Annotated in this window: 26 protein-coding genes; 16 read left to right on the plus strand and 10 right to left on the minus strand. The window is 65.0% G+C overall.

Features of this window, described 5'->3' with window-relative positions:
* The first annotated feature begins 188 nt into the window (after positions 1-188).
* The 3 genes from DL237_RS18910 to der all read left to right on the plus strand — a co-directional run bounded on the left by DL237_RS18910 (position 189) and on the right by der (position 4,403).
* Positions 189-848, plus strand: a complete 660-nt coding sequence (locus tag DL237_RS18910) for a tetratricopeptide repeat protein (RefSeq protein WP_119400613.1) — start codon at positions 189-191, stop codon at positions 846-848.
* Positions 849-1,036: 188 nt separating this feature from the next.
* Positions 1,037-2,494 carry an outer membrane protein assembly factor BamB family protein gene (locus DL237_RS18915; protein WP_233545067.1) on the plus strand — a complete coding sequence of 486 codons (1,458 nt, stop codon included), beginning with the start codon at positions 1,037-1,039 and terminating at the stop codon, positions 2,492-2,494.
* 364 nt (positions 2,495-2,858) lie between these two features.
* Entirely contained in the window at positions 2,859-4,403 is a 1,545-nt protein-coding gene (gene der, locus DL237_RS18920; protein ID WP_119400615.1) for a ribosome biogenesis GTPase Der, read from the plus strand.
* A gap of 109 nt (positions 4,404-4,512) precedes the next feature.
* Here the strand turns inward: der and DL237_RS18925 are convergent, their stop codons facing one another.
* The gene (locus tag DL237_RS18925; protein WP_119400616.1) at positions 4,513-5,268 is read right to left on the minus strand and encodes a TspO/MBR family protein; all 756 of its coding nucleotides are present in this window, start codon (positions 5,266-5,268) and stop codon (positions 4,513-4,515) included.
* A 98-nt stretch (positions 5,269-5,366) separates the two neighbouring features.
* A complete protein-coding gene (gene serS, locus DL237_RS18930; protein ID WP_119400617.1) occupies positions 5,367-6,659 on the minus strand; it encodes a serine--tRNA ligase in 1,293 nt (430 codons plus the stop codon).
* A 591-nt stretch (positions 6,660-7,250) separates the two neighbouring features.
* Here serS and yajC point away from each other — a divergent pair.
* From yajC to DL237_RS18975, 9 genes are all read left to right on the plus strand, one after another.
* Complete coding sequence (gene yajC, locus DL237_RS18935) at positions 7,251-7,547, plus strand: preprotein translocase subunit YajC (RefSeq protein ID WP_119400618.1); 297 nt, start codon at positions 7,251-7,253, stop codon at positions 7,545-7,547.
* A gap of 39 nt (positions 7,548-7,586) precedes the next feature.
* Complete coding sequence (secD, locus tag DL237_RS18940; protein ID WP_119400619.1) at positions 7,587-9,230, plus strand: protein translocase subunit SecD; 1,644 nt, start codon at positions 7,587-7,589, stop codon at positions 9,228-9,230.
* 1 nt (position 9,231) lies between these two features.
* Positions 9,232-10,203: a protein translocase subunit SecF gene (secF, locus tag DL237_RS18945; protein ID WP_119400620.1), complete on the plus strand. Its 972-nt coding sequence runs from the start codon at positions 9,232-9,234 to the stop codon at positions 10,201-10,203.
* A gap of 118 nt (positions 10,204-10,321) precedes the next feature.
* Positions 10,322-10,675: an Mth938-like domain-containing protein gene (locus DL237_RS18950; protein ID WP_119400621.1), complete on the plus strand. Its 354-nt coding sequence runs from the start codon at positions 10,322-10,324 to the stop codon at positions 10,673-10,675.
* Positions 10,676-10,920: 245 nt separating this feature from the next.
* A complete protein-coding gene (gene ccmA, locus DL237_RS18955; protein WP_119400622.1) occupies positions 10,921-11,538 on the plus strand; it encodes a heme ABC exporter ATP-binding protein CcmA in 618 nt (205 codons plus the stop codon).
* Positions 11,535-12,191, plus strand: coding sequence for a heme exporter protein CcmB (gene ccmB / locus DL237_RS18960; protein ID WP_119400623.1), 657 nt, complete (start codon positions 11,535-11,537; stop codon positions 12,189-12,191). The genes ccmA and ccmB overlap by 4 nt, the downstream gene beginning before the upstream one ends.
* A 40-nt stretch (positions 12,192-12,231) precedes the next feature.
* Entirely contained in the window at positions 12,232-12,963 is a 732-nt protein-coding gene (locus DL237_RS18965) for a heme ABC transporter permease (protein ID WP_119400624.1), read from the plus strand.
* Between the two features lie 9 nt (positions 12,964-12,972).
* Positions 12,973-13,128 carry a heme exporter protein CcmD gene (gene ccmD / locus DL237_RS18970; RefSeq protein ID WP_119400651.1) on the plus strand — a complete coding sequence of 52 codons (156 nt, stop codon included), beginning with the start codon at positions 12,973-12,975 and terminating at the stop codon, positions 13,126-13,128.
* Complete coding sequence (locus DL237_RS18975; RefSeq protein ID WP_119400625.1) at positions 13,121-13,666, plus strand: DsbE family thiol:disulfide interchange protein; 546 nt, start codon at positions 13,121-13,123, stop codon at positions 13,664-13,666. The genes ccmD and DL237_RS18975 overlap by 8 nt, the downstream gene beginning before the upstream one ends.
* 128 nt (positions 13,667-13,794) lie before the next feature.
* Here the strand turns inward: DL237_RS18975 and DL237_RS18980 are convergent, their stop codons facing one another.
* Both DL237_RS18980 and acnA read right to left on the minus strand, forming a co-directional pair.
* A complete protein-coding gene (locus DL237_RS18980) occupies positions 13,795-14,457 on the minus strand; it encodes a DUF4396 domain-containing protein (RefSeq protein WP_119400626.1) in 663 nt (220 codons plus the stop codon).
* Positions 14,458-14,689: 232 nt separating this feature from the next.
* Positions 14,690-17,437, minus strand: a complete 2,748-nt coding sequence (gene acnA, locus DL237_RS18985) for an aconitate hydratase AcnA (RefSeq protein ID WP_119400627.1) — start codon at positions 17,435-17,437, stop codon at positions 14,690-14,692.
* A gap of 309 nt (positions 17,438-17,746) precedes the next feature.
* Between acnA and DL237_RS18990 the strand changes: the two genes are divergently transcribed.
* Positions 17,747-18,520: a DUF1223 domain-containing protein gene (locus DL237_RS18990; RefSeq protein ID WP_233545068.1), complete on the plus strand. Its 774-nt coding sequence runs from the start codon at positions 17,747-17,749 to the stop codon at positions 18,518-18,520.
* Between the two features lie 51 nt (positions 18,521-18,571).
* Here DL237_RS18990 and DL237_RS18995 read toward each other — a convergent pair whose 3' ends face one another.
* The 5 genes from DL237_RS18995 to purB form a co-directional block, all read right to left on the minus strand.
* Positions 18,572-19,471, minus strand: a complete 900-nt coding sequence (locus tag DL237_RS18995) for a lysophospholipid acyltransferase family protein (RefSeq protein WP_119400628.1) — start codon at positions 19,469-19,471, stop codon at positions 18,572-18,574.
* A gap of 6 nt (positions 19,472-19,477) precedes the next feature.
* Positions 19,478-20,374 (minus strand): DMT family transporter, encoded by an 897-nt coding sequence (locus DL237_RS19000; protein ID WP_119400629.1) that lies wholly within the window; start codon positions 20,372-20,374, stop codon positions 19,478-19,480.
* A gap of 263 nt (positions 20,375-20,637) precedes the next feature.
* Entirely contained in the window at positions 20,638-21,699 is a 1,062-nt protein-coding gene (locus DL237_RS19005; protein WP_119400630.1) for a flagellar motor switch protein FliG, read from the minus strand.
* 194 nt (positions 21,700-21,893) lie between these two features.
* Positions 21,894-22,049 (minus strand): hypothetical protein, encoded by a 156-nt coding sequence (locus tag DL237_RS20660; RefSeq protein WP_158585691.1) that lies wholly within the window; start codon positions 22,047-22,049, stop codon positions 21,894-21,896.
* Between the two features lie 116 nt (positions 22,050-22,165).
* Positions 22,166-23,473: an adenylosuccinate lyase gene (gene purB / locus DL237_RS19010; protein ID WP_119400631.1), complete on the minus strand. Its 1,308-nt coding sequence runs from the start codon at positions 23,471-23,473 to the stop codon at positions 22,166-22,168.
* 174 nt (positions 23,474-23,647) lie between these two features.
* Here purB and DL237_RS19015 point away from each other — a divergent pair, with 174 nt between their 5' ends.
* The 3 genes from DL237_RS19015 to DL237_RS19025 all read left to right on the plus strand — a co-directional run bounded on the left by DL237_RS19015 (position 23,648) and on the right by DL237_RS19025 (position 25,610).
* The gene (locus DL237_RS19015; protein ID WP_119400632.1) at positions 23,648-24,061 is read left to right on the plus strand and encodes a DUF6314 family protein; all 414 of its coding nucleotides are present in this window, start codon (positions 23,648-23,650) and stop codon (positions 24,059-24,061) included.
* Between the two features lie 64 nt (positions 24,062-24,125).
* Positions 24,126-24,740: a biotin transporter BioY gene (locus DL237_RS19020; RefSeq protein WP_119400633.1), complete on the plus strand. Its 615-nt coding sequence runs from the start codon at positions 24,126-24,128 to the stop codon at positions 24,738-24,740.
* A 108-nt stretch (positions 24,741-24,848) separates the two neighbouring features.
* On the plus strand, positions 24,849-25,610 hold the full coding sequence (locus DL237_RS19025) for a heme-dependent oxidative N-demethylase family protein (protein WP_119400634.1): 762 nt from the start codon (positions 24,849-24,851) through the stop codon (positions 25,608-25,610).
* Here DL237_RS19025 and DL237_RS19030 read toward each other — a convergent pair.
* A complete protein-coding gene (locus tag DL237_RS19030) occupies positions 25,594-26,433 on the minus strand; it encodes a glycoside hydrolase family 25 protein (RefSeq protein WP_233545069.1) in 840 nt (279 codons plus the stop codon). The genes DL237_RS19025 and DL237_RS19030 overlap by 17 nt on opposite strands.
* Positions 26,434-26,485: the final 52 nt, after the last annotated feature.

Raw genomic sequence — 26,485 nt, forward strand, 5'->3', positions numbered from 1 at the left:
GTAAACGCGCACCTGGCGCCACGCGGGGTAAGCGGCGGGGCAAGCGGCGGGGCAAGCGCGGGGCAAGCGCGGGGCAAGCGGCGGGGCCTTGCCTGCGGCGGGGGTGCGTCGGGGCCGCGGGGCGGGGCGGGCTTGGCAGGGTCAGTGGGCTGGGTTAAGAGGGGCCGAAAGTTGCGAGGAGTGCACGTGTGAGCCAGACCGACAGTTTCATCGATGAAGTCAACGACGAGGTCCGACGGGACCGGCTGTTTGCGCTGATGCGCCGGTATGGCTGGATCGCCGTCGTGGTGGTCATTGCCATCGTCGGCGGTGCCGCCTGGCTGGAATATTCCCGGTCGCAGACGGAAAGCGACGCGCAGGCCTTTGGCGATGCCATCCTGAACGCGCTGGACGACGAAACATCGCAGGAGCGGATTGCCGCGTTGCAGGCGATCCCGACGGATCGCCCCGGACAGGCGGCGCTGGTCGCGTTCCTTGCCTCGTCCGAGGCCGCGGCAGGGGCGGATGACAAGCAGGCCGCAGCCGATGCGCTGAACGGTGTTGGCGGCGAGGGCCTGGAGCCGTTTTATGCGCAACTGGCACAGTTCAAGCGCCTGATGCTGGCGACCGATACGATGGAGCCGCAGGCCCGGCGCGAAGAGTTCCGCCAATTGGCCGCACCGGGCAGCCCGCTGGGCCTGCTGGCGCAGGAGCAGATCGCCCTGACCTATGTCGAAGAGGGCGATACCGCCAAGGCCATCAGCACCTTGCAGGACATCCTGGACGATGCCGAGGTGACCCAGAGCTTGCGTCAGAGGGCGTCTCAGTTGATGGTGGCGCTTGGCGGCGCCCCGGAGCAGGCCGGCTAAGGCGGGACGACGCGCAGCAGACCGCGGGGCGGCCGGAACGGGCCGACGGCGGGTGAACAGGGCGTCAGGGTGACGTGACCCCCAGGGGCCATGCAGCGAAAGCCACTGACGCGGCAGGAAACGGATCAGGCCGGGCAGGCGCGCAAAGCGCAGGTGCCACGGCCGCAAGGCGAAGCGAAGGCAGGGGCATGGCAAAGGCAGTGACGAATTTGAGCAGGCTGTTGGCCGGAACGGCGACGCCTTCCCTTATGGCCGGCGGGACCCAGAGCGATGTGGCCAACACGGGCGACGTGGTCAAGGCCAGAGCTGGGGCGGGCGCCCGGGCGCTGCGGCTGCTGTCGGTCGGCGTGCTGGGCGGGCTTGCGCTTGCGGGGTGCACCGAGCGCGAGGTCCTGCTGAGCGGTCAGCGCGAACCCCTGCGCTCGGTCATGAGCGAGCAGGTGCCGGGCGATCTGGACACCGCGCCGGTCAATGTCAGCCAGCCGATTTCCCTGCCCGCGGCGCGCACCAACGCCGATTGGCCCCAGGGCGCGGGTTCGCCCGGCAGCCGCACCGCGAATGCCACGCTGCGGGCCGCACCTCAGCTGATCTGGTCCGCCGACATCGGGCAGGGCGACGTGCGCAAGGCGCGCATCACCTCGGAACCCGTGGTTGCGGGCGGGCGGATCTTTACCCTGGACAGTTCCGCGACCGTGCGCGCGACATCGCCCGGCGGGCAGACGCTGTGGTCGGTCAGCCTGGTGCCGCCGCAGGACAGCGCCGGAGAAGCCTCGGGCGGGGGCGTCGCCTATGCCAACGGCAAGGTGTTCGTGGCCTCTGGCTTTGGCACGCTGACGGCGCTGGATGCGGCAACGGGGGCCGAGGTCTGGCAGCAGAAGCTGCTGGCCGCCGCAACCGGCGCGCCGGGCGTCTATGGCGACCTGGTCTATGTCACCGCCGGGGGCGATCAGGCCTGGGCGGTCGATCAGGCGAACGGGCGCGTGCGTTGGCAATTGTCCGCGACGCCCGACGTCAACAACCTGGCGGGCGCGCCGACACCTGCGGTGACGGATCAATACGTGCTGTTCGGCTTTGGGTCGGGCGAAGTGCAGACCGCCTTTCGGCAGGGCGGGATGCGCGTTTGGGATGCGCTGATTTCCGGGCGGCGGGCCGGGTTCGCGCGGGCCAATATCAACGACATCACCGGCGATCCCGTGGTTGATGGCGACATGGTCTATGCCGGCAACCAGTCGGGCCGCATGGTCGGGTTGCGCCTTGGCAACGGTGAGCGCGTCTGGACGGCGGACGAAGGACCGATGCACCCGGTCTGGCCCGTGGGCGGATCGGTCTTTCTGGTCAGCGACCAGAGCGAGCTGGTGCGGCTGAACGCCGGCACGGGCGAACGGATCTGGGGTGTGAAGCTGCCGTTCTTCGTCAAGGACAAGCCCAAGAAACAAGAGGCGATCTATGCCCACTACGGTCCGATCCTGGCGGGTGGCCGTCTGGTCGTGGCGTCGAGCGATGCCGTGCTGCGGTTCTTCGACCCGGTGTCGGGCGCATTGACCGCCAGCGTTCCGTTGCCAGGTGGCGCGGCCTCTTCGCCGGTGGTGGCGGGAGGCGTGCTCTACGTGCTGTCCAAGGACGGCAAACTGCTGGCCTATCGCTGAGGCAGGCCGTGGCGTGGGCGGTCGCGAACCGGCCTGGAAGGCCGGCGAGCTTGGCCCCCCGCATGGCGGGTTGATGGATGGGCGCTTGACAGGTGCCGCCCGCCGGGCCGCACCGTTGCGTGCTGCGATGCGACGTCGGTATGATTTCGGTATCACGTCGGTGGGACTTGGGTGCGGGGGCGAAGTGACACGCCCGCGCTTTGGCCGGTCCCGGGCGTCTTGTCCTGCCGGCGCCGGGGTGGGGTGGTGGCGCAGCCGGGCCGCGGCGTCTGATCCGGTCGCACAGAGGGCCTGCGCAGACGGCCCTTTCCGCGCCGGGATAATTCGTGTATCTGGCGCGGTCTAACGCTTCGGAGCATTCCTCATGTCCTTCACCCTGGCCATTGTCGGTCGTCCCAATGTCGGCAAGTCGACGCTTTTCAACCGTCTGGTTGGCAAGAAGATCGCGCTGGTCGATGACCAGCCCGGCGTGACGCGCGATCTGCGCGAGGGGCAGGGGCGGATCGGGGACATCTCGTTCACCGTCATCGACACCGCCGGTCTGGAAGACGCGACCGACGAAAGCCTTCAGGGGCGGATGCGCAAGCTGACCGAGCGCGCGGTCGAGATGGCCGACGTCTGTCTGTTCATGATCGACGCCCGCGTCGGTGTGACCCCGACCGACGAGGTGCTGGCCGAAATCCTGCGCAAGAAATCCGCCCGCGTCCTGGTCGCGGCCAACAAGAGCGAGGGCCGCGCCGCCGATGCCGGTGTGATCGAGGCCTGGAATCTGGGCCTGGGCGAGCCGCTGCGCCTGTCTGCCGAGCACGGCGAGGGCATGTCCGAGCTGTATTCCATGCTGATGCCGATTTCCGACGAGTTCGAGAACCGTGGCAACGACGTTCAGGAATTTGCCCCGACCACCGATGTCAGCGTGTCGGATGAAGATGACACCGTCGACCTGGAGGCCGAGGAACGCGCCTGGCGTCCGACCGTGCAACGCCCCTTGCAGGTGGCCGTCGTGGGCCGCCCGAATGCCGGCAAATCGACGCTGATCAACAAGATCCTGGGCGAGGAACGCCTGCTGACGGGACCTGAGGCGGGGATCACACGGGATTCGATCTCGCTTCAGATCGACTGGGATGGCGTGCCGATGCGGGTTTTCGACACCGCCGGGATGCGCAAGAAGGCCAAGGTGCAGGACAAGCTTGAATCCATGTCGGTCAGTGACGGGCTGCGGGCGCTGAAGTTTGCCGAGGTCGTCGTGGTCCTGCTGGACGCGGCCATTCCGTTCGAGACGCAGGATCTGCGCATCGCGGACCTGGCCGAGCGCGAGGGCCGCGCCGTGGTGATCGCGGTGAACAAGTGGGATATCGAGGACGAGAAACAGGACAAGCTGAAGGCGTTGAAGGAAGATTTCGAACGCTTCCTGCCGCAGTTGCGCGGTGCGCCGCTGGTGACGGTTTCGGCCAGGACGGGCCGGGGGCTGGACCGCCTGCAACAGGCGATCGTCAAGGCGCATGAAACCTGGAACCGCCGCGTGTCGACCGGGCAGCTGAACCGCTGGCTGACGGGCATGCTGGAACAGCACCCGCCGCCCGCCCCCGCAGGCCGCCGCATCAAGCTGCGCTACATGACGCAGGCCAAGACGCGCCCGCCGGGGTTCGTGGTGATGTGTTCGCATCCCGACAAGATGCCCGAGAGCTATTCACGCTATCTGGTGAACGGTCTGCGCGAAAGCTTTGACATGCACGGCACGCCGATCCGGCTGTACATGCGTGGTCAGGGCGAGCAGAACCCGTTCAAGGGGCGCACCAAGTCGACGCCGTCGCGGCTGCGCAAGCACCTGGGCAAGGCGCCCGCAGACCACAAGCCCAAGCGCGGCACGCGGCCGACGGGCGGGCGCCCGCTGGGCCGCAAGCCGAAGTAGGGCCCGAGGCGCCCGCGTCTTGTGCGCGGCGCCAGGGGGCGCTGCCCCCAGGGCCAAGGGCCCTTCCCCCGGGGTATTTATGGCCAGATGAGGTGAGCCGGGCGTCGCATCATTGCGGGCGGTACCGCGGGGTCGGCGGCTGGCCCCTGCGGGCGCGAAAGCGGGTGTAGTTGCGCCAGCCCGCAGGGATCAGCACCCCCATGACGACAGCGGCGAGGCCGGCAAAGATCATGCGACCGGCGAGCAGGTTGTCGACCAGGATGCCGAAGCTGGCCCAGAGCATTGCCAGCAGGTAGAAAGGATAGCCCGGCCCGAGGCGGGCAAGGGTCAACGCGATCCAGCTGGCCACGACCAGGAAGGCGGCGTGGATCGGTTGAACCGGCGTTGCGCCGTAGCCTGTCGCGACGACGGCGGTTCCGACATTGGCGGCGGCCGTCAGCCAGCCTGCGTAGAGGCCCAGCGGCGCCTGTAGCCAGAAGCCATCCTGCGCAGGCGTGCGGATCAGCGCCCAGAGGGCGGTTACCAGCATGGCCCAGATCATCACGGTCGCCCAGATTGGTGAGAGGTTGGCGACCGGGATCCAGGCGGCACCAAGGGCGAGACTGGCGATCAGGGGCCAGCGCGTGTGGTCCCAGGCGTCGTTCCGGCTGCGGCGAAACAGGCCGAAGACCGCCATCACGCCGAGCCAGAGGTAGATGACGCTCCAGATGACGGCGAAGGTCCAGCCGGTGGGTTGGATCGGCGGGTCGGTCTGCGGCACCGGGAACTGATCCGCGGTGAAGCCGGAAAAACCGCTCGACAGGATCGGGGACAGCATGAAGGCCAGCGCCATCAGCAGGACGAGGGCCGCTTTTACAGGTTTCATGTCGGTCTTGCCTTTCACGTGCCTGGTACAGGAGAGATACGCAAAAGGCCCCGGCGTGGTTCACCGGGGCCTTTTTTCTTTTCGCAGATGGCGGCAGATCAGGCCAGTGTGCCCTGAGCGGTCAGCGTCGTCTTGCCGCCGAGATAGGGGTGCAGCACGGCGGGCAGGGTGACCGATCCGTCCTCCTGCTGACCGTTTTCGAGCACGGCGATCAGGCAGCGTCCCACCGCCAGGCCGGAGCCGTTCAGGGTATGCAGGAATTCGGGCTTGCCACCGCCTTCGGGGCGGAAACGCGCATTCATGCGGCGCGCCTGGAAATCGCCACAGACCGAGACGGAGGAAATCTCCCGATAGGTATCCTGACCGGGCAACCAGACCTCGATGTCATGGGTGCGGCGCGCGCCGAAGCCCATGTCGCCGGTGCACAGCGCAACGGTGCGATAGGCCAGGCCGAGACGTTCGAGGATCCCTTCGGCGCAGCGGGTCATGCGATCAAGTTCGGCGCGCGAGTGATCCGGGTGGGTGAGCGAGACCATCTCGACCTTCTCGAACTGGTGCTGGCGCAGCATCCCGGCCGTGTCGCGGCCAGCCGAGCCTGCCTCTGAGCGGAAACACTGGGTGTGGGCCACCATGCGGGTCGGCAGGCTGCTCTCGTCGACGGTGGCGCCGTTGACGGTGTTGGTCAGGGTCACTTCAGCCGTCGGCACCAGCCACCAGCCGTCGGTTGTCTTGTAGCTGTCTTCGCCGAACTTGGGCAGCTGACCGGTGCCGATCATCATCTCTTCGCGCACCAGGACCGGGGTCCAGGTTTCGATCAGCCCGTTTTCGTCGACATGGGTATCGAGCATGAATTGCGCCAGGGCGCGATGCAGGCGGGCGATGGCACCGGACAGCACGACAAAGCGCGCCCCCGACAGCTTCGCCCCCATCTCGAAATCCATTCCGGGCAGGACGCCGGGGATCTCGTAATGCTCTCTGGGCGCAAACGAGAATGTCGGAATGTCGCCATGGCGGTGGATCTCGACGTTGTCGGATTCGTCCCGGCCGTCGGGCGTATCGTCGAACGGCAGGTTCGGAATGCCCATGAGCAGCTCGGCAAGCTGGGCGTCAAGGTCCTTTGCCTCGGCCTGCATGGCCGCGATGGAGGCCTTGGTTTCGGCCACCAGGCTGCGCAGGCGTTCGAACTCGGCCTCATCGCCGGCGGCCTTGGCGCTGCCCACCAGCTTGGATGCCTTGTTCTGCTCCGCCTGGGCCGTTTCGGCCGCATGGATGCGGGCGCGACGTGCATCGTCAAGCGCCAGGATATGCGATGACATGGGAGCGGCATTCCGACGGGACAGGGCCGCGTCGAAGGCGGCGGGGTTGTCACGGATGGTGCGGATATCATGCATGTCTTGCACTCCCTCAGATGGATTCGTGACGCGGTTATGCCGGAATTATTTGGAAAGGGTAACCAGCGAGATTTGCACGTTGCAACGAAAGGCCACAGGTCAGGCTCACTCGTCAGGACGCCTGCGCGGGGTCGCAATGCAGGTGCCCGCCTAATTCTCTTCGACCAAGTCGCCGGGTCTGGGCGGCCAATTTCGCTTGGCCCGCCCCGCCACCTCGCGGCGCCCCTGATGTTTCCCTGTTGAAAATATCCTGCGGGGGGTGCGGGGGGCGCAAGGCCCCCCGCCGCTCTGCGGTTGGCTCTGCACATGACCCTGAACGCGCCTTCGGACCTCGATTTCCCCACGGCCCACACGCGATTGTCTCCGACGACAGGGTTACGGGGTTGTGCCTTGCAATCTTGGCCTCTCGCACATAGGTTCCGGCGGAATTCGCACCGGCGTTCGCGCCTGGTGTCGGGCTATCACGCGGGACGTCCCGTCACATCGTAAGCGGGGCCACCCGCGCAGTCAGAAAGATTGTCAGCGGGGCGCCCCGCACAGTCGAAAAGATCGTCAGCGGGGCAACCCGCGTAGTCAAAAGAAGGAATCCCCATGCAAGGGAACGCTATCGCGCAGTTTCTGCCGCTCGTCCTGATCTTCGCGATCATGTATTTTCTGTTGATCCGCCCGCAGCAGAAAAAGCTGAAGGATCACAAGAAGATGGTCGAAGGCGTCCGCCGCGGTGACCAGGTGATCACCCAAGGCGGCATCATCGGCAAGGTGTCGAAAGTGCGCGAAGATGGCGAGATCGAAGTCGAGATTGCCGAAGGCGTGAAAGTGCGCGTTCTGAGGTCGACCCTCGCAAACGTGATTTCCAAGACCGAGCCGGCGGCTGCAGAGAGCAAGTAAGCTCTCGAATCCTCGACATAACCTCGAAAGGGCCGGCACATGCTGCACATCGAGACGTGGAAACGGGTCCTGATCTGGGGGCTTGTTGTCCTCGGGTTGCTGCTGGCCCTTCCGAATGCCTTCTACTCCCGTGTTGAAACCTATAACGATGCCGTCGCGGCGAATGGCGATGATGACACCGGGATTTCCGGCTGGCCGTCGTTCCTGCCGTCCGGGCTGGTCAACCTCGGCCTCGATCTGCGGGGCGGGGCGCATCTGCTGGCAGAGGTCCGCGTCGCGGATGTCTATGAAACGCGGATGCAGGGCCTCTGGCCCGAGATTCGCAACCTGCTGCGCAACGAACGTGACACGGTCGGCACGATCCGCCTGCTGACCACCACGGACGGCACGCTGAAAGTACGCATCGGCAACCCCGACGGCATGAGCGAGGCAATGCGCCTGGTGCGCACCCTGGCGCAGCCGGTCAGCAGCCTGACCGCGGCGGGAACCGACGACATCGTCGTGACCGCGCAGGGGGACACGCTGAGCGTCGCCCTGTCCGAACCCGAACAGCAGGCGATGGATGACCGCACGGTGCGTCAGTCGCTGGAAATCATTCGCCGCCGTATCGACGAGGTCGGCACCCGAGAGCCGACGATTCAGCGCCAGGGCACCGATCGCATCCTGATCGAGGTGCCCGGTGTCGGATCCGCCGAAGAACTCAAGAGCATCATCGGCACCACCGCTCAGCTGACCTTCCAGCCGGTTGTCAGCCGCACCGCAGATGGCAGCACCCCACCGGGGCCAGGCCAGGAAGTGCTGCCCGCCAGTGACGAGGCCGGCATGTTCTACGTGCTGGAAACCGTACCCGTCGTATCGGGGGAACAGCTGACCGATGCGCAGCCGACGTTCGACCAGAACGGACGCCCCGCGGTCAGCTTCCGCTTCAACCCCTCGGGCGCACGCAAGTTCGGCGATTATACCGCGCAGAACATCGGCAACCCCTTCGCCATCGTGCTGGACAACGAGGTCATCTCGGCCCCCGTCATCCAGTCGCATATCGCGGGCGGCTCTGGCATCATCACCGGCAGCTTCAGCGTCGAGGAGAGCACCAACCTGGCGGTCCTGCTGCGTGCAGGGGCGCTGCCGGCGGGTCTCGATTTCCTCGAAGAACGCACCATCGGGCCCGAGCTGGGCGCGGATAGCATCCATGCCGGCCAGATCGCCTGCCTGGTGGCAGGGATCGCGGTGCTGGTCTTCATGTTCGCCAGCTACGGGCTTTTCGGATTCTTCGCCAATATCGCCCTGCTGATCAACGTCGGGCTGATCTTCGGCCTGCTGTCGATGATCGGCGCCACGCTGACCCTGCCGGGGATCGCGGGGATCGTGCTGACCATCGGCATGGCGGTCGACGCGAACGTGCTGGTGTTCGAACGCATCCGCGAGGAACTGAAAAGCGCCAAGGGCCCCGCGCGGGCGATGGAGCTGGGCTATGACCGCGCCCTGTCGGCCATCGTCGATGCCAATATCACGACCTTCATCGTCGCGGTGATCCTGTTCCTGCTCGGCTCCGGCCCGGTCAAGGGGTTTGCCGTCACGCTCGGCATCGGCATCATCACGTCGGTCTTCACGGCCATCTGGATCACGCGGTTGCTGATCGTACTGTGGTTCGAACGGGCGCGGCCCAAAACGATCGAGGTGTAAGATGAAACGTCTGAGACTGGTTCCCGACGAAACCCACATCGACTTTTTCAAGTACCGGGGCCTGACCTTCGGGCTGTCCTGCATCGCCATGGTCGCCTCGGTGATCCTCTGGGCGACGATGGGGCTGAACTTCGGGATCGACTTTCGCGGCGGCACGACCATCCGCACGGAATCCGAAAGCGCGGTTTCCGTGGCCGATTACCGCGCCGCGCTGGACCCGCTCGGCCTGGGCGACGTGGTGATCTCGGAGGTCTTCGACCCGACCTTCGAGGGCACCCGGCACGTGGCCTCGGTGCGCATCCAGAGCCAGGACGAACAGGAGAGCGTGGCCGCCGATACGATCGCAAAGGTCGAAACGGCCTTGAAAACGGTGGACGACAGCGTGCGCTTCACCTCGGTTGAATCGGTCGGCCCGAAGGTTTCGGGCGAGCTGGTCACGACCGCGCTGCTCGCCGTCGGCGCGTCGCTGGCGGCAATCCTGTTCTACATCTGGCTGCGGTTCGAATGGCAATTCTCGCTCGGGGCGGTGTTCGCCCTGTTCCACGACGTGCTGGTGACGATCGGGATTTTCTCGCTGTTGCAGATCCGCTTCGACCTGGCCACCATCGCGGCCCTGCTGACGATCATCGGCTATTCGATCAACGACACGGTGGTGATCTTCGACCGGCTCCGCGAAAACCTGCGCAAGTTCAAGACGATGGCGCTGGTCGACGTGATGAACCTGTCGGTCAACGAAACGCTCAGCCGTACCCTGATGACCTCCGGTACGACACTGATCGCGCTGATCGCATTGCTGGTGCTGGGCGGTGACGTGATCCGCGGATTCGTCTTTGCCATCACCTGGGGCGTCGTGATCGGGACCTACTCCTCGGTCTATGTCGCCAAGAACGTGGTGCTCTGGCTGGGCGTCAAGCGCGACTGGAGCAAACCGGACAAGACCGCCGGCAACCAGTTCGCCAATATCGACGCCTGAGGGGCAGGCCCAATACGGCAGGGGCCGGTGCACATGCGCATCTGCCCCTGCCGTGACAGGCCGCAACACCGCCGGGGGCCGAACGCTCCCGCGGGTTCGACAACAGAAAGGCTGATGTATGCGCCTGAATGAAATCGACTACGGCAATGCCCGCCCGATCGAGGGCTACGGCCCGGGGTTTTTCCGCATCGGCTCAGATGTCCATCACGGAGCAGTCCTGGTGACGGCGGATGCCGCCGAACCCTGGGGCGGCTACGAGGATCTTGAAACGGCGCTGACGCTCTCCGGTCACGTCGATGTCCTGTTCGTGGGAACCGGCCAGACCATGACCGCAATTCCGAAGGCCTTGCGCGACAGGCTCGAGGCTGCGGGAATAGGTGTGGAACCGATGGCGACGGATGCCGCCTGCCGAACCTTCAATGTCCTCCTCTCCGAGGGGCGCCGGGTCGCTGCCGCCTTGCTGCCCGTCTGACTTAACGCCGGCGCGTCCGCCCCCCGGCCACACGGTTTCGCCCGACGCGAAACTCTCGCCGGCAAAGCCCTGGCGCCTCCCGCCTGGCGCGCGCGCTCTCTTCCCCCTGAACCTCTCCCTGTCATCTGGCCGGAAATACCCCCGCCGGAGGCAAACCGGACCTCGGGTCGTCCCACCGCCGGTTTTCGCCGCGAAGCGCGCCACGCAGGCTTTTGCGACGCCCTGCAATACGATAAGCGATCAGCATGGAACTTGTGGTCAGCGAACTTGGCGTGGCACGCGGTGGCGTGCGGGTGCTCGAAGGGCTCTCTTTCTGGCTGTCCGCCGGTCAGGCCCTCATCGTGCGTGGCCCGAATGGGTCCGGCAAGACGACGTTGCTGCGCGTGCTTGCGGGGTTGCAGCCCGCGGTGGCGGGAACGGTGTCGATGGCGCCCGATTGCGTTGCCTACGCAGCACATGCCGATGGGCTGAAGGTGCAGCTGAGTGTCGCCGAGAACCTGATGTTCTGGGCCCGCCTGCACGCCGTGCACGATATCGGACCGGCGCTTGAGGCGTTCGATCTGATCGATCTGCAGGACCGGCGCGCAGGGGCGCTGTCGGCCGGGCAAAAGCGTCGGCTGGGGCTGGCGCGGCTGCTGGTGACGGCTCGCCCGCTCTGGGTGCTGGACGAACCGACGGTTTCGCTCGATTCGCTGGCCGTCGCTCGGTTCGCGGCGGCGGTCGAGGCGCATCTGAGGTCTGGCGGCATGGCGGTGATCGCGACGCATCTCGATCTGGGGCTGTCGGCGGGCCGGGTGCTGGATGTCGCGCAATTCCGCGCCACGCGTCCGGTCGACGGATCGCTGGACGAGGCCTTCCTGTGATTGCCGTGTTGATCCGGGATGTGCAGCTTGCGCTGCGGGCGGGGGGCGGCTTTGGTCTCGGGCTGGCGTTCTTCCTGATCGTCATGGCACTGGTCCCGTTCAGCATCGGCCCGGACAGCGCCCTGCTCAGCCGGATCGCGCCGGGGGTGCTGTGGCTGGGGGCCTTGCTGGCCTGCCTGCTGTCGCTGGACCGGATCCTGGCGCTGGATTGGGAGGACGGATCGCTGGATCTGCTGGCCACCGCGCCGATCCCCCTGGAAGGCCTCGTCAGCGTCAAGGCCCTGGCGCATTGGCTGACGACGGCGCTGCCGCTCGTCCTCGTGACCCCTGTGCTGGGCGTGTTGCTGTCCTTGCCTGCGCAGGGGTATCTCTGGCTGGTGATCTCCCTGCTGGTCGGCACCCCGGCGCTGAGTGTCATCGGCACGTTCGGCGCAGCACTGACCGTCGGGATCAAGCGGGGCGGTCTCTTGCTCAGCCTGCTGGTGTTGCCGCTCTACGTGCCGGTGCTGATCTTCGGAGCAGACGTCGCCCGGCGCGGTGCAGAGGCGCAACCGGTCCAGGTGCCGCTGCTGCTGCTGGGGGCGATCACCTGCGGCACAGTGGCGCTGCTGCCCTTTGCCAGCGCTGCGGTCTTGCGGGTCAACTTGCGATAATGTGAAGTGACGCCGCCGCGGTGTCAGGTAGGGAGGGGGCATGGCCTCGATCTGGGAATATGCGAACCCGAGGAAGTTCCTCGAAACCTCCGACAGGGTCCTGCCGGGGCTGGCGCTGCTGGCCGCGATCTTGCTGGTCGTGGGGCTGGTGTGGGGGTTCTTTTTCACGCCGGACGATTATCGCCAGGGCAGCACGGTCAAGATCATCTACCTGCATGTGCCAAGCGCGCTGATCGCCATCAATGGCTGGCTGATGATGCTGGTCGCCTCGCTGATCTGGCTGATCCGGCGGCACCACGTCAGCGCCCTGGCGGCGCGCGCCGCGGCCCCGGTCGGTGCCACGATGACCGTCATCGCCCTGCTGACCGGCGCGATCTGGGGCCAGCCGATGTGGGGCACCTGGTGGGCGTGGGATCCGCGCCTGACGTCGTTCCTGATCCTGTTCCTGTTCTACCTCGGCTATATCGCCCTTTGGGCCGCGATCGAAGATGACGATACCGCCGCCGATCTGACCTCGATCCTGTGCCTGGTCGGGTCGGTCTTTGCGCTGCTCAGCCGTTATGCCGTGAATTTCTGGAACCAGGGTCTGCACCAGGGGGCGTCGCTGTCGATGGACAAGGCGGACAACGTCGCGAACGTGTTCTACGTGCCCTTGCTGGTCTGCATGGCGGGTTTCGTGATGCTGTTCCTGGCGCTGGTCCTGCTGCGCACCCAAACCGAAATCCGGGCGCGGCGGATGCGGGCCCTGCTGGCGCGCGAACGGATGAGCTGAGGAAAGATGATGCCGGAACTTGGAAAATACGCGGCCGCGGTGCTGACGTCCTACGCTGTTTCGCTGCTGTTGCTGGCGGGACTTGCGGCGTTCAGCCTGTGGCGGGCGCGGCGCGTCCGGGCCGCGCTGCGAAAGGTCGAAGATCGGGCAAGACGTCATGGCTAGGATCCGCCCCCTCATGATCCTGCCGCCGGTGATCTTTGTCGCCTTGGCCGGGATGTTCTATTTCGGGATGCAGCGCGAAGACCCGGATCAATTGCCCAGCACGCTGGCGGGCAAGCAGGCCCCGCCCGTGGCCCTGACCCCGCTGGGCGACCTGCCGGGCTTTGACGATGCCGCGTTGCGCGATGGACAAATCAAGCTGGTCAATTTCTGGGCCAGCTGGTGCGCGCCCTGTCGGGTGGAACACCCCAACCTCACCGCGCTGAGCGAACAGGAAGGCGTGCCGATCTACGGCGTCAACTACAAGGATCAGCCGGAAAATGCGCGCGCCTTCCTGGCGGAGCTTGGCAACCCCTATGTCGCGACAGGCGCCGACAGACAGGGGCGGATGGCGATCAATTGGGGCCTCTACGGTGTGCCCGAAACCTATGTGATCGATGGCGCAGGGCAGGTGCTGTTGCGCTTTGCCGGCCCCCTCACGCAGCGCGTCATCCGGGAGCAGATTGCGCCGGTGATCGACGCGGCCCGGCAGGGCGGCTGAGACCGCCGGGGCCTTCCCGCGCTGTGCAAGGTGCAGCAGGGCCGATGCTAAGCTCGATACGAGTGTCGATGCGGGGGCCGCAGCGCCCCACCGGTCCATCGCCGGCTGCGCCAAGCGATGATGGGTCGTCACGCATGATGGTCCGTCATGCGTGGATCCATCATGCCTTCCTTCACGCCATGGCGGATCAGCAGCAGGTTCACCGGATAGGCCGCCAGCAGGCCGCAGGTCAGCGATATCACCAGCGAAGACCAGAATTTCCAGTCCCCCATGCCCGCATTGCCTGCCAGCAGCAAATCGACGCCAATTGCGACAACCTCCATGACGGCGATTGAGGGGGTTTCGGCCAGCAATGCGTCATGAAAGGCTTGGCGAAAGGCGGTGCCTCCCTGCATTTCCGGGCCGATGGTCAGGGCAAATCCAGCCACGTAGGCCAGAACGAAGGTGATCAGCGCGGTCCAGAGATTGCCGAGGGATAACAGGCCCACGGCAATCAGCACGCCGACGATTTCCCCCATTCCACAGCCGGAATAGCAATGTGCGACAGATCGAAAGGCACGCCGCCAGTCGTTGTCGTCCGAAATCTCCTTTCGCCCGGTCAGCCAGTAGATCAGCAACCCCAGCGGGCCGGAATATGCCACCGTGAAGCCCCAGACAACTTTCATCAACGGCATCAGGTGGGCGTTGTTCACCCGCAGGGCCCGGATCACGATGATCAGGCTGGGGATCATCAGAATGGCCCAGGTGATTATGAAATAGGGGCTGGAAACAATGTCTTGAATGCCTTGCATCGGATACGACTCCAATCGCGCGCTCGAATGACCCTTGAGGTGGGCCAACGGTCGAAACCGCCGCTGAGTTCCCCCGGGCCTCCCTGTCATCTGGCTGGAAATACCCCGGGGGAGCCGGCAGGCGGGGGCAGCGCCCCCCACCTCGTCCCAAACCCGGCGCGGCCCGAAACCCGCCTCGGCGCAAAAGAAAAGGGCCCCCGAAGAGGCCCTTTCCGCATGGTATCAGCAGGCGTCAGCTCTTTGCCAGATCGCGCAGCACATAGTGCAGAACACCGCCGTTTTCGACGTATTCCTTTTCGATCGCGGTATCGATCCGGCATTTCAGCTCGATCTCCTTCACCGTGCCGTCGGAATAGGTGATCGTGCAGGGCACGCTCGACAGCGGCTTCAGATCGCCCTCAAGACCGCTGATCGACACGCTTTCCTCGCCTGTCAGGTTCAGCGACTTGCGGCTGTCGCCATTGGTGAACTCGAACGGGATCACGCCCATGCCGACCAGGTTCGAGCGGTGGATACGCTCGAAGCTCTCGGCGATGACGGCCTTGACGCCCAGCAGGGCCGTGCCCTTGGCCGCCCAGTCGCGCGAGGAGCCAGCACCGTATTGCTCGCCGCCAAAGATCACCAGCGGCGTGCCATTGTCCTGGTAGGCCATCGAGGCGTCGTAGATCGACGTCTGCTTGCCATCCGGGCCGTTGGTATAGCCACCTTCGACGCCGTCCAGCATCTCGTTCTTGATGCGGATGTTGGCGAAGGTGCCGCGCATCATAACTTCGTGGTTGCCGCGACGCGACCCATAGGAGTTGAACTCGCGCACGGGCACCTGACGTTCGACCAGATACTGGCCGGCGGGGGTGGTTTCCTTGAACGACCCTGCAGGCGAGATGTGGTCGGTGGTGATCATGTCACCGAGCAGCGCCAGAACGCGGGCGTCCTTGATGTCGGAGATCGTGCCGGCCTCTTGCGCCATGCCTTGGAAGTAGGGCGGGTTCTGGATGTAGGTCGAGGTCGGCGGCCAGTCGTATGTGGCACCGCCCGACACTTCGACCGCCTGCCACTTTTCGTCGCCCTTGAAGACATCGGCGTATTTCGACAGGAACGCTTCGCGGGTCACGACCTTTTCGACCAGCTCGGCAATCTCTGCATCCGTGGGCCAGATGTCCTTCAGGTAGACATCCTTGCCGTCGGGCGTCTGCGCGATCGGATCGTTGGCGATGTCGATGTTCATGTCACCGGCCAGCGCATAGGCCACGACCAGCGGCGGAGAGGCCAGGTAGTTGGCGCGCACGTCGGGGCTGATACGGCCCTCGAAGTTGCGGTTGCCCGACAGGACCGAGGTCGCGATCAGGTCGTTCTCGTTGATCGCCTTGGAAATCTCGGGCTGCAACGGGCCCGAGTTGCCGATGCAGGTCGTGCAGCCGTAGCCGACCAGGTTGAAACCGACGGCATCCAGATCTTCGGACAGGCCCGCGGCATCGAGGTACTGCGTGACAACCTGCGAACCGGGCGCCAGCGAGGTCTTGACCCAGGGCTTGCGATCCAGGCCGAGGGCGCGCGCCTTGCGCGCGACCAGACCCGCACCGATCAGCACATAGGGGTTCGACGTGTTGGTGCAGGAAGTGATCGAGGCGATCACGACCGAACCGTCGCGCAGCGTGTAGTCTTCGCCATCGACCGACGCAGACTTGCGCGGGTCCGCGATCACGTCGGGGGCAGGGGCTTCGTCCAGCATCCGCTCGGATTCGGCGCTTTCGTCCTGGCCGCGGAATTCCATCACGACCTTTTCAAAGGCGGCGGCGGCAGAGGTCAGGGCCACGTAGTCCTGCGGGCGTTTCGGGCCGGAGATGGCAGGAACGATGCTGTTCATGTCCAGTTCCAGCGTCGAGGTGTAGACCGGGTCGTAATCCGTGCCACGCCAGAAGCCGTTTTCCTTGGCGTAGGCTTCGACCAGCGCGATGCGATCCTTGTCGCGGCCGGTCTGCTCCAGGTAACGCAGGGTTTCCGCGTCGATCGGGAAAAAGCCGCAGGTGGCGCCGTATTCGGGGGCCATGTTGGCGATCGTGGCGCGCTGTGCCAGCGGCAGGTTGTCCAGGCCTTCACCGTAGAATTCGACGAACTTGCCGACGACGCCGTGCTTGCGCAGCATTTCGACGACCTTCAGCACCAGGTCGGTGCCGGTGGTGCCTTCGACCATCGCGCCGGTCAGCTTGAAACCGACGACTTCGGGGATCAGCATCGAGATCGGCTGACCCAGCATCGCGGCCTCGGCCTCGATCCCGCCCACGCCCCAGCCCAGAACAGCGGCGCCGTTGACCATGGTGGTGTGGCTGTCGGTGCCGACCAGGGTGTCGGGATAGGCGACTTCCTCGCCGTTCTGGTCCTTGTCGGTCCAGACGGTCTGGGCCAGGTATTCCAGGTTGACCTGGTGGCAGATCCCGGTCCCCGGCGGCACGACGCGGAAGTTTTCAAACGCGGTCTGGCCCCATTTCAGGAACTGGTAGCGCTCCATGTTGCGCTCGTATTCGCGGTCGACGTTCTGTTTGAACGCGCGCGGGTTGCCGAATTCGTCGATCATCACCGAGTGGTCGATCACGAGGTCGACAGGCACCAGCGGGTTGATCTTTTTCGCGTCGCCACCCAAGGCGACAATGCCGTCACGCATTGCGGCCAGGTCGACCACGGCAGGAACGCCGGTGAAATCCTGCATCAGCACGCGGGCCGGGCGATAGGCGATTTCGCGGGGGTTCTGGCCACCCTTGGCACCCCATTCGGAGAATGCCTTGATATCGTCGACGGTGACGGTCTTGCCGTCCTCGAAGCGCAGCATGTTCTCCAGAACCACCTTGAGCGCGGCGGGCAGTTTGGAGAATTCACCGAGCCCTGCGGCTTCGGCCTCGGGGATCGAATAATAGGCAATGCTCTGGTCACCAACCGTCAGCGTCTTGCGCGTCTTGCTGGTATCCTGTCCGACTACGATGGTCATGGAGATGGCTCCCTTCCGGTATGTATGAGGGGTTCGTGCTGCTTTTGCTTCTGCCCCATCGGACATTGGCAATCAAGAGCCTGTGCGAGATTTTAGTATACATTTGTGCACAACGGCGGGATTTCCCCGTTTTTCCATGGATCGCGTCAGGGGATGCGGCGATGTGGCAGGGGAGTGCCTTGCATCTAGGCGTTGGCGACAAGACACAGTCGTGCTCCGTGCACGGGTCTCTCGCAAAACCTTGATTGGCTATTTCACGACGCCTTGGGTAGCTAGGTCGGTGACATGCAACCACCGGAGACATTGGGTATGATCGGACGGCGCGCGGCGATACTGATGGCGGGACTGTTGGCGACGGCGGGCCTGTGGTCCGGTGGTTCCGCCGCGTTCGCTCAGGATGCGGTGGCCGATGATGCCGCGACGCGCCGTGCCGCCGATGCCGTATCGCCGGTGGTGGTCGAACTGTTCACGTCGCAGGGCTGTTCGTCCTGCCCCCCCGCCGATCGCCTGATGGCCCAGTTGGCGCGACGCGCGGATGTGCTGCCCTTGGCGCTGCATGTCGACTACTGGGATTATCTGGGCTGGAAGGACGTTCTGGCAGATCCGCAGTACACCCACCGCCAGAAATCCTATGCCCGCGCCCACGGCAAGCGCATGATCTATACCCCGCAGATGATCGTGGCGGGGACGGGGTTCATCAAGGGTTCGCACCCCATGCAGCTGGCCGAATACATCGAGATCATGCAAAAGCGCGCGCCCGAGTACCAGATCCGCGTCACCGCCGAGGCGGGGGGGCGCTATCGTGTTCTGGCACATGCCCTGCGCGGGGCTGAACTGGGGCCGATGGTCGTGCAGCTGGTGCATTATCTGCCCAACAAGCCGATTCAGATCCTGCGCGGCGAAAATGCGGGCGTGCAGATGAATTATGTCAATGTCGTCACCCACTGGGCGCCGGTGGCCGAATGGGATGGCCGGTCGGACCTGAACATCGAGATAGATGCGGGCCGGGACGAGCCGGGTGCCGTCCTGCTGCAACGCCAGGGCTTTGGGGCGATCGAGGCCGCGGCACGGTTGCCGCAATAGACCGGTCCCACCAGGATTTTCGTTTAAGATGAGTTGATTGGCCGGAACTCTTCAGGTCGATTTATCGTCGCTGCCGGGTTTCCAGCGGCGGTGAATCCAGAACCATTGATCCGGATATTTTCGGGTCATCGCCTCAAGTGAATCGTTCAGGGCCTGTGACATCTCGGGCGGTGTGCTGGGGGCCAGCGGCTCCTCCACCACGACGCGAAAGCTGAGGCCGTCCGGCTGGCGAATCCCGTAGATCGGGATCATCAGCGCATCGTATTTCAGGGCCATTTCTGCCGCCGAGGTGGCGGTAAAGGCCGGCTGTCCGAAAAAGCTCAGCGCGGCCCCCTGGCCGAAATGCTGGTCGCTGAGCATGGCGATGATGTTGCCCTGCCGCAGATAGCGCACCATTTCCGCCAGGCCACGACGGCCGCGCGCAAACATCGGTGTCGCTATGCTTTCCATTGCGCGCACGTAATGGCGATTGAAATACAGGTTGTTCAAAGGCCGGTAGAGCGCGCCGACATTGCCATAGCGCATGGCCACGGCCGCGCGAAAGGCGTCGTAATTGCCGAAATGACCCGAGACCAGCACGACGGGGCGCCCGACGGCATGGGCGGCGTCCAGCGCGGCAAGGCCCGGCCCCTCCAGCGTGCCCTCCCCGAGATGCGCCTTGAACTCAGCACCCGAGTAGATCTCGATGAGGGTGCGCCCGGCATTGTCGGGCACCGCACGCTCCATCTCGCGGATCTGCGCGCGCGGGATTTCCGGCCAGATATGGGTGAGGTTGTCGCGCACCCGCCCGCGATAGGCGACAGGGGCCACCATGCGGCTGACGACCCAGCCCATCAGGCGGACCCGCGTGGCATAGGGCAGGGCCAGCGCCAGACCGACCAGCCCACCGAGAACGAGATTGACGATATATTGTGTCACGCGCTGGCGCAGCGGCAGGTCGCTGGGTGTCATCGTTTCTCAGAGCCCCTCGGGCGGTGTCTTTGCTTTGGCGGGCAGCGAAGCGGTCCCGCCGCGCGTTTCGCGGTGCCACACATAGACACCCGCCCCCACGATCACAAGCGCCCCGCAGATCGTCCACGTGTCGGGGAATTCGCCGTAGGCAACGATACCCCAGAAGGTCGCGTTGATCAGCCCGACATAGGCAAAGGGGGCCAGCATCGCGGCCTCGCCGATCGAGAGCGAGCGGATCATCATCAACTGTGCCACCGTCCCGAGGCCGGCAATCAGCAGCATCTTCAGCAACACGCCTGTCGACGGTGTCTGCCAATGGCCGGGCAGCAGGGTGGTGATGACCAGCGCCCCCAGCAAAGCGGCATAGAAAAGCGAGGTCCAGGGGTCTTCGCGGGCGCCGACATAGCGCGTGGTCAGCGAATACCCGGCATAGGCAAATGCGGCGATCAGCGGAAAGATCGCGTCGGGCGAAAACACCGCCGTTCCGGGGCGGATGATGATCATCGCCCCGACCATGGCGGCAAGGATGCCGGCAATGCGCCGCGGCCCCAGCTTCTCGCCCAGGAATATCGCGGCGCCGAGCGTGACCAGCACCGGGTTCACGTCCATGATGGCCGTATTCTCGGCCAGCCCGTTGCGCGTCAGCCCGTAAAAGAAGCTCGCCGTGGCTGTCAGCAGGAACGCAGAGCGCAGGAATTGCAGGACGGGATACTGCGTGCGCGCGACGCTTCGGATGCGCGGCAGGACAAGGACGATCACCAGCAGGGCCTGACCTGCGTAACGTGCCCACAGCGCCATGACGGTATTGGTTTCAAGGGCCACGGATTTCGCCGTGGCATCCATCGAGCTGAAGCAGAAGACAGCCAGAATCATCATCAGGATCGCGCGGGCATTGTTCGACATCTGACGATCCTTGGCGGCGCCGCTGGCAGGGTCGAGAGCAGGCGCAGGTGCGGGCAGGGGCAGCCGCACGTTGCGGATCAACCGGTTCGCGCGGACCCTATGTGCGACACCGCAGCGTGTCCAGTGGCCGCAGCGGCGTGCCTATGCCCCCGCCGGACCTGCGATTGGCACGGCGGCGTAGCGGGGCCGCGTCTGTCGACGCCGGTTCGGCCGCAGCGCAGAACGCCCCGCCCGGTCTGCCCCGCCCGGTCTGCTCAGCCAAGTCAGGCGTCTTCCTCCTCGTCACCGCTGAGCAGCAAAAGTTCGCCCGCCGTTTCAAGCGCGCGGACTTCGCTGACGACATCGCTCATGGCCTCTTCGCCGTCCTTGGCCTTGACCTTGCCGCGGTCCTTGACCTCTTCGCGGATGGAGTCGGCAAGGCGCGCAGACATGTTGCTGAGGATGTATTCTGCGGTCTTGGCGGCCTCCGGATCGGTGGACGCGGCGAGGGCGGTCACCAGAACGGCAGGATCGAGACCGCGCACGATCTTGGGGATATCGCGCGGGGCAATGCGTTGCGGAATGTTGGTATAGGTGAAGATGGCCTTGCGGACCCGTTCGGCAAAATCCGAGTCGGTTTCATCAAGGCCGGTCAGAACATCGTCCCGTGTCGCCGCCGTCGAAAAGTTGAGGATGGCCCCCACGCGTTCCACCGGATCCTTGTCAAAGACGCTGTCGGCCACGGCATCCAGCTGCGCCGCAAGGGAAATACCGATCCGGTCCAGCGATTCGGCGGTGATGCTGCTGGTCAGCGACACGGCATAGGTGATGCGCCGGGCCTTCGGGCCGGGCAGCATCGACAACAGTTTCGCCGCCTTGCCGGTGTCCAGCTTTGACAGCATGACCGCCGCGATTTCGGTGCTTTCGGATTCGAACACAGGCAGCAGTTTCTTGATGTCGAGCGCGCGCACGCGTTCCCATGGATCGCCTGACTGACGCACACCTGCCTCCTTGCGCAGGCGGGCGGCGGTGTGCGGGCTGATCTTGCCATCCAGCTGTGCCAGCGCCCCCGCCAGCCCCTTGGGAAAGGTCAGGCCCAGTTCTTCAAGCTCGACGATGAATTCGTCGATGACGTTGCCCAGCGTATCGCGGTCGATATGGCGCATGGACCCGATCATCATCGTCAGGTCGACCTGCATGTCGTCCGGCAGTTCCTTCAGCGGCAGGTCCGTCCCGTGTTGCAGCAGCAGCCGGACGATGATTGCGGCCTTTTGCTTGCGGGTCAGCAGACCCGGTGCCGCCTGGGGCGTCGGCGAGAATTGTGCCAGCGGCGTCAGATTGCCCATGATCCCCTCGTGTCTGGTTTCGGGCAGATAAACAGGGAAGGGTGAACAAAGGCTGAAAGGCGGCAGCACGACCGCGCGCGTTCGTCGCCTGACCGCTGCCCGGCGCGATGGTTGCAGGGGGGTAAACAATGCTCACGCCCGGCCGAACGCGCGCAAAGGCCGCCCGGTCGCCGCGCGTCAGCCTGATGCGCGCGTCAGCTTGACACGATGACGTCGCAGGTGCTGGTCTGGCTGTTCCATTGGGTTCCGCTGGCGCAGCTTTGTGCCTGGTGTTTTTCTGCGCAGGTCTGTTGGGCATGGCCCGCGACGGGCAGCAGGAACAGCGCGGAAATCACGATGCTTCGGATCATGGCAATTCTCCCTGTGTTTCAGGCAGAATACCATGTTTTTGCACCATCACCTACGCTGTTTCATGCGCGGCAAAGCCGCGCCGCAGGCCTCGATTCCGGCCTGCGGGCGGCGGCGATCAGGCCTCGCCGAAGACGCGTTTGAAAATCGTGTCGACGTGCTTGGTGTGATACCCGAGGTCGAATTTCTCTTCGATCTGGGCAGGGGTCAGGACCGCCGTGACCTCGGCGTCGCCCAGCAGCTCGGTCTTGAAATCCTTGCCCTGTTCCCAGACCTTCATCGCGTTGCGCTGGACCAGGCGATAGCTGTCCTCGCGGCTGACGCCCGCCTGTGTCAGGGCCAGCAGAACGCGCTGGCTCATCACCAGTCCGCGGAACTTGTTCATGTTGGCCAGCATGTTCTCGGGGTAGATCACCAGTTTCTCGATCATGCCCGCAAGGCGGTTCAGCGCGAAATCCAGCGTCACGGTGGTGTCGGGGCCGATCGCACGTTCGACCGAGGAATGCGAGATGTCACGCTCATGCCAGAGGGTGACGTTCTCCAGCGCCGGGGTGACCGACATGCGCACCAGGCGGGCCAGGCCAGTCAGGTTTTCCGTCAGCACCGGGTTGCGCTTGTGCGGCATCGCGGAGGAGCCTTTCTGACCAGCCGAAAAGAACTCCTCGGCTTCCAGGACCTCGGTGCGCTGCATGTGGCGGACCTCGGTGGCGATGTTTTCCATCGACGACGCGATGACGCCCAGCGTGGCAAAGAACATCGCGTGACGGTCGCGCGGGATCACCTGCGTCGAAATGGTTTCCGGGTTCAGGCCAAGCTGGGCGCAGACGTGTTCTTCGACGCGCGGGTCGATGTTTGCGAACGTGCCGACGGCACCGGAAATCGCGCCGGTGGCGATCTCTTCACGGGCGTTGACCAGGCGTTTGCGGCCCCGTTCCATCTCGGCATAGAAACGCGCAAAGGTCAGGCCCATGGTCGTCGGCTCGGCGTGGATGCCGTGGCTGCGCCCGATGCGCACGGTGTCCTTGTGTTCAAACGCGCGGGTTTTCAGCGCGGCCAGCACGCGGTCCATGTCGGCCAGCAGGATGTCGGCGGCGCGCGTCAGCTGGACGTTGAAACAGGTGTCCAGCACATCCGACGAGGTCATGCCTTGGTGTACGAAACGCGCCTGATCCGCCCCGACATGTTCGGCCAGGTGCGTCAGGAAGGCGATGACATCATGCTTGGTGACCGCCTCGATCTCGTCGATGCGGGCGACGTTGAACTCGACGTCCTTTGCCTTCCAGACCGCATCGGCGTTTTCGCGCGGGATCACGCCCAGGTCGGCCATCGCGTCGCACGCGTGGGCCTCGATCTCGTACCAGATGCGGAACTTGGTCGCGGGCTCCCAGATCGCGGTCATTTCGGGGCGGGAATAGCGAGGGATCATCGGAGGCTCCTGGTGGTTTGGGCGCGCACGGGGCGTTTCGGACCGGATCGAGGGCTGTCCCCGCGGACCGGAGGCTTTACGTCAACTTGCGCGGTCTTTACTGCCTTGACGCAAGGGCGGCAAGACCGCCGGACAAGGGATGCGACTGCGCAGGTTGATCGGGGAGGGGGCGTTGTGCCGGAACTGGCGGATTTCGAGGGCGATTGGCGGATCGAGCGCAGTGTGCGCAATGCCATGGGAGAGGATGCGCATTTTGCCGGGGTCGCCGCGTTCACGCCCGCACCCGGGGGCCTGCGCCTGACCGAAGCGGGAGAGATGCGGATCGGCACGCAGGGGTTTCATGCCGAACGCCGCTACCTGTGGCAACAGGTCGACAACCTCATCCATGTGCGCTTTGACGATGGCCGGTTCTTTCACGCCTTTGACGCGCGCACTGTCACCCCCGCCGCGCACCACGATTGCGCCCCTGACGTCTATCGCGTGCACTATGATTTTTCCGCCTGGCCCACCTGGCGGGCAGAGTGGCACGTGCGCGGCCCGCGCAAGGATTATCGCATGTGTTCACGCTATTTCCGCGATGCGGCATGAGGCTTGATTGGCATCGCGGCGTCAGGCATTAAGGACGAAATGAGGGATCCAAGGAGGAACAACCATGTCCCAAGCCTCAGTTCGAGCATCCGACAAGGTGCTGAGCGAAGTTTTCGGCCCCCAGGAAGGCACCGCGCTGCGTCTCAAGCAGGTTGCGATGGTCTTTGTGGGCATTGCGGTTCTGGCGCTTGCCGCCAAGGTCCAGGTGCCGGTGCCAGGCTCGCCCGTTGCCATCAGCATGGGCACATTTGCCGTGCTGAGCATTGGCGCGGCTTACGGCCCGCGTCTGGGTCTGACCACGATCATGGGCTGGATGCTGGTCGGGATGCTGGGCTTTGACGTGTTCCAAAGCTCCTCTGCCGATCTGAACGGCATCAGCTACATGATGGGCTCGACCGGTGGCTACCTTGTTGGGTACGTGCTGGCGACGGTTCTGCTGGGCGTGCTGGCGCGTCGTGGCTGGGACAGGACGGTTCCGGGCATGGCGGCGGCGATGCTGCTGGGCAACGTGCTGATGTATGTGCCGGGCCTGTTGTGGCTGGGCACGCTCTATGGCTGGGACAAACCGATTCTGGCCTGGGGTCTGACCCCCTTCATCCTGGGTGATGTGCTCAAGCTGGCGCTGGCCGCGCTGGTGCTGCCGCTGGCATGGAAGGCGATCGGTCGCGCCCGCGGCTGATGCCGCATCTCCGCAGGCCAGACAGTATTGTGGAAAGGGCGTCCTTCGGGGCGCCCTTTTTCATGGGCGGCTCTTTTCCTGTCCGGTGGCGCGGTCTAGCCTGCGCCCATGACAGAGATCCTGCAATCCCGCCTGCCGTATGACATTGCGAACCGCCTGCCGGGGACCGCGCCGATGGATCCTGCCGACTGGATCATGGTCGACGATGCCTTTGCCGGCCAGATGGCGCTGCGCGACACGCTGATCGCCACGCGGCCGGCCGAGGTGCTGGCGCTTGACGATGGCGCCCGCCCGGCCGCGCAGGAACTGCTGGACACGGTGCTGGGCATCCTGGCGCAGCGTGCCGATCATGTCGTGCGCGACGATGGTGTCACGCGCCCTGACGGGGTGACGGTCCCGCTGGATCACGCCAGGCCGATGGCGACACTGGGGCGTCTGTTGCAGCAGGATCTGTGCCTGATGGAAAAGCGCGGCGGGGCCGAGCATCTGTTGACCGGGGCGGTCCTGTGCTTTCCGGCCTATTGGCGGCTGGCGGAAAAGTTCATGCGCCCGATGACTGCCATCCACATCCCCGTACCCGAATATGACGAGGCCCTTGCGCGGCGGGTGCAGCGGCTGTTCGATGGCATCCAGGTGGGCCGCCCCATGTGGCGCGCGAACGAATTGCGCCGCGATGACCCCGGCCTGTTTCAGCCCCGTGGCGAAGAGGAAAAGCGCGCGCACCGCATTGCCCCCGCGGGCCGGTATCTGCGCAGCGAACGCCAGAGCCTGTGGCGCCTGCCGCAATCGCGGGCGGTGGTCTTTGGCATCCACACACACATGGTGCGGATGCCCCACGACGATACTGGCGCGCCTAGTTCTGCCGTCTGAGGGCCAGCCATAGCTGCCAGCTTCGGATATCCCCGGCGAAGACGTTCAGATCGACAATGCCGTTGACCCCGGACGCCACGCCGGTGCCCGTGTATTGCCAAAATGTCCACCGTTCGCCCGGATAGCGTTCCGAGGGGTGGCCAGCGACCGACCGCAGCCAGAAATCGTAGCCGACCAGCGCACCCAGGTCGTTTTCGGCATAGAAATCGGGCGTGGTATAGATGACGGGCGCCGTACCGTAATGGCGTTCGATCACGTTGGTGAATTGCCGGATGTCGGCCCGCACCGTTGCGGCGTCGGGCCGGCGCGGACAGGTCTTGGACTGGTGGTTCCATTCCATGTCCAGCAAGGGCGGCAGGTCGCCGGAAACGGCGGGAACGTTCTTGATGAACCACTCGGCCTGCTCGACCGGGGTGCGGCAGAAATAATAGAAGTGATAGCCACCGACCGGCACCCCGGCGGCGCGGGCGCGCGGCGCGTTCACGGCAAAGCCGCTGTCGATGTGGTCGCCGCCTTCGGTTGCCTTGAGCCAGGCAAAATTCACACCCGACCGGCGCGCGGTGAACCAGTCGATCTCGCCCTGATAGCGCGAGGCATCGATGCCGTGCACGGGATAGCGATCAGGCGTTATGCCTTCCCATTCGATGGGTTTGGTGTCTCCGAAATTGGCCGGAATGCCCGGTGTGCGGTGGTCTGCGGCATTCAGGGGGCGCGGGTCCGCAAGGCGCCCGCGCGAGGGTTCGTCGCGCGAACACCCCAGCAGAACTGATGCCGCAAGTAACAGGGCGGCTCCGGCGTTTAGCCGACACATAAAAACCCGCATTCAGAAATCCTTTGCCTCCGATGTATCTTTCGCTCGACCTAGCGCGGAGTTC

This window comes from Pseudooceanicola sediminis, assembly GCF_003575965.1.
Lineage (GTDB): Bacteria > Pseudomonadota > Alphaproteobacteria > Rhodobacterales > Rhodobacteraceae > Pseudooceanicola > Pseudooceanicola sediminis.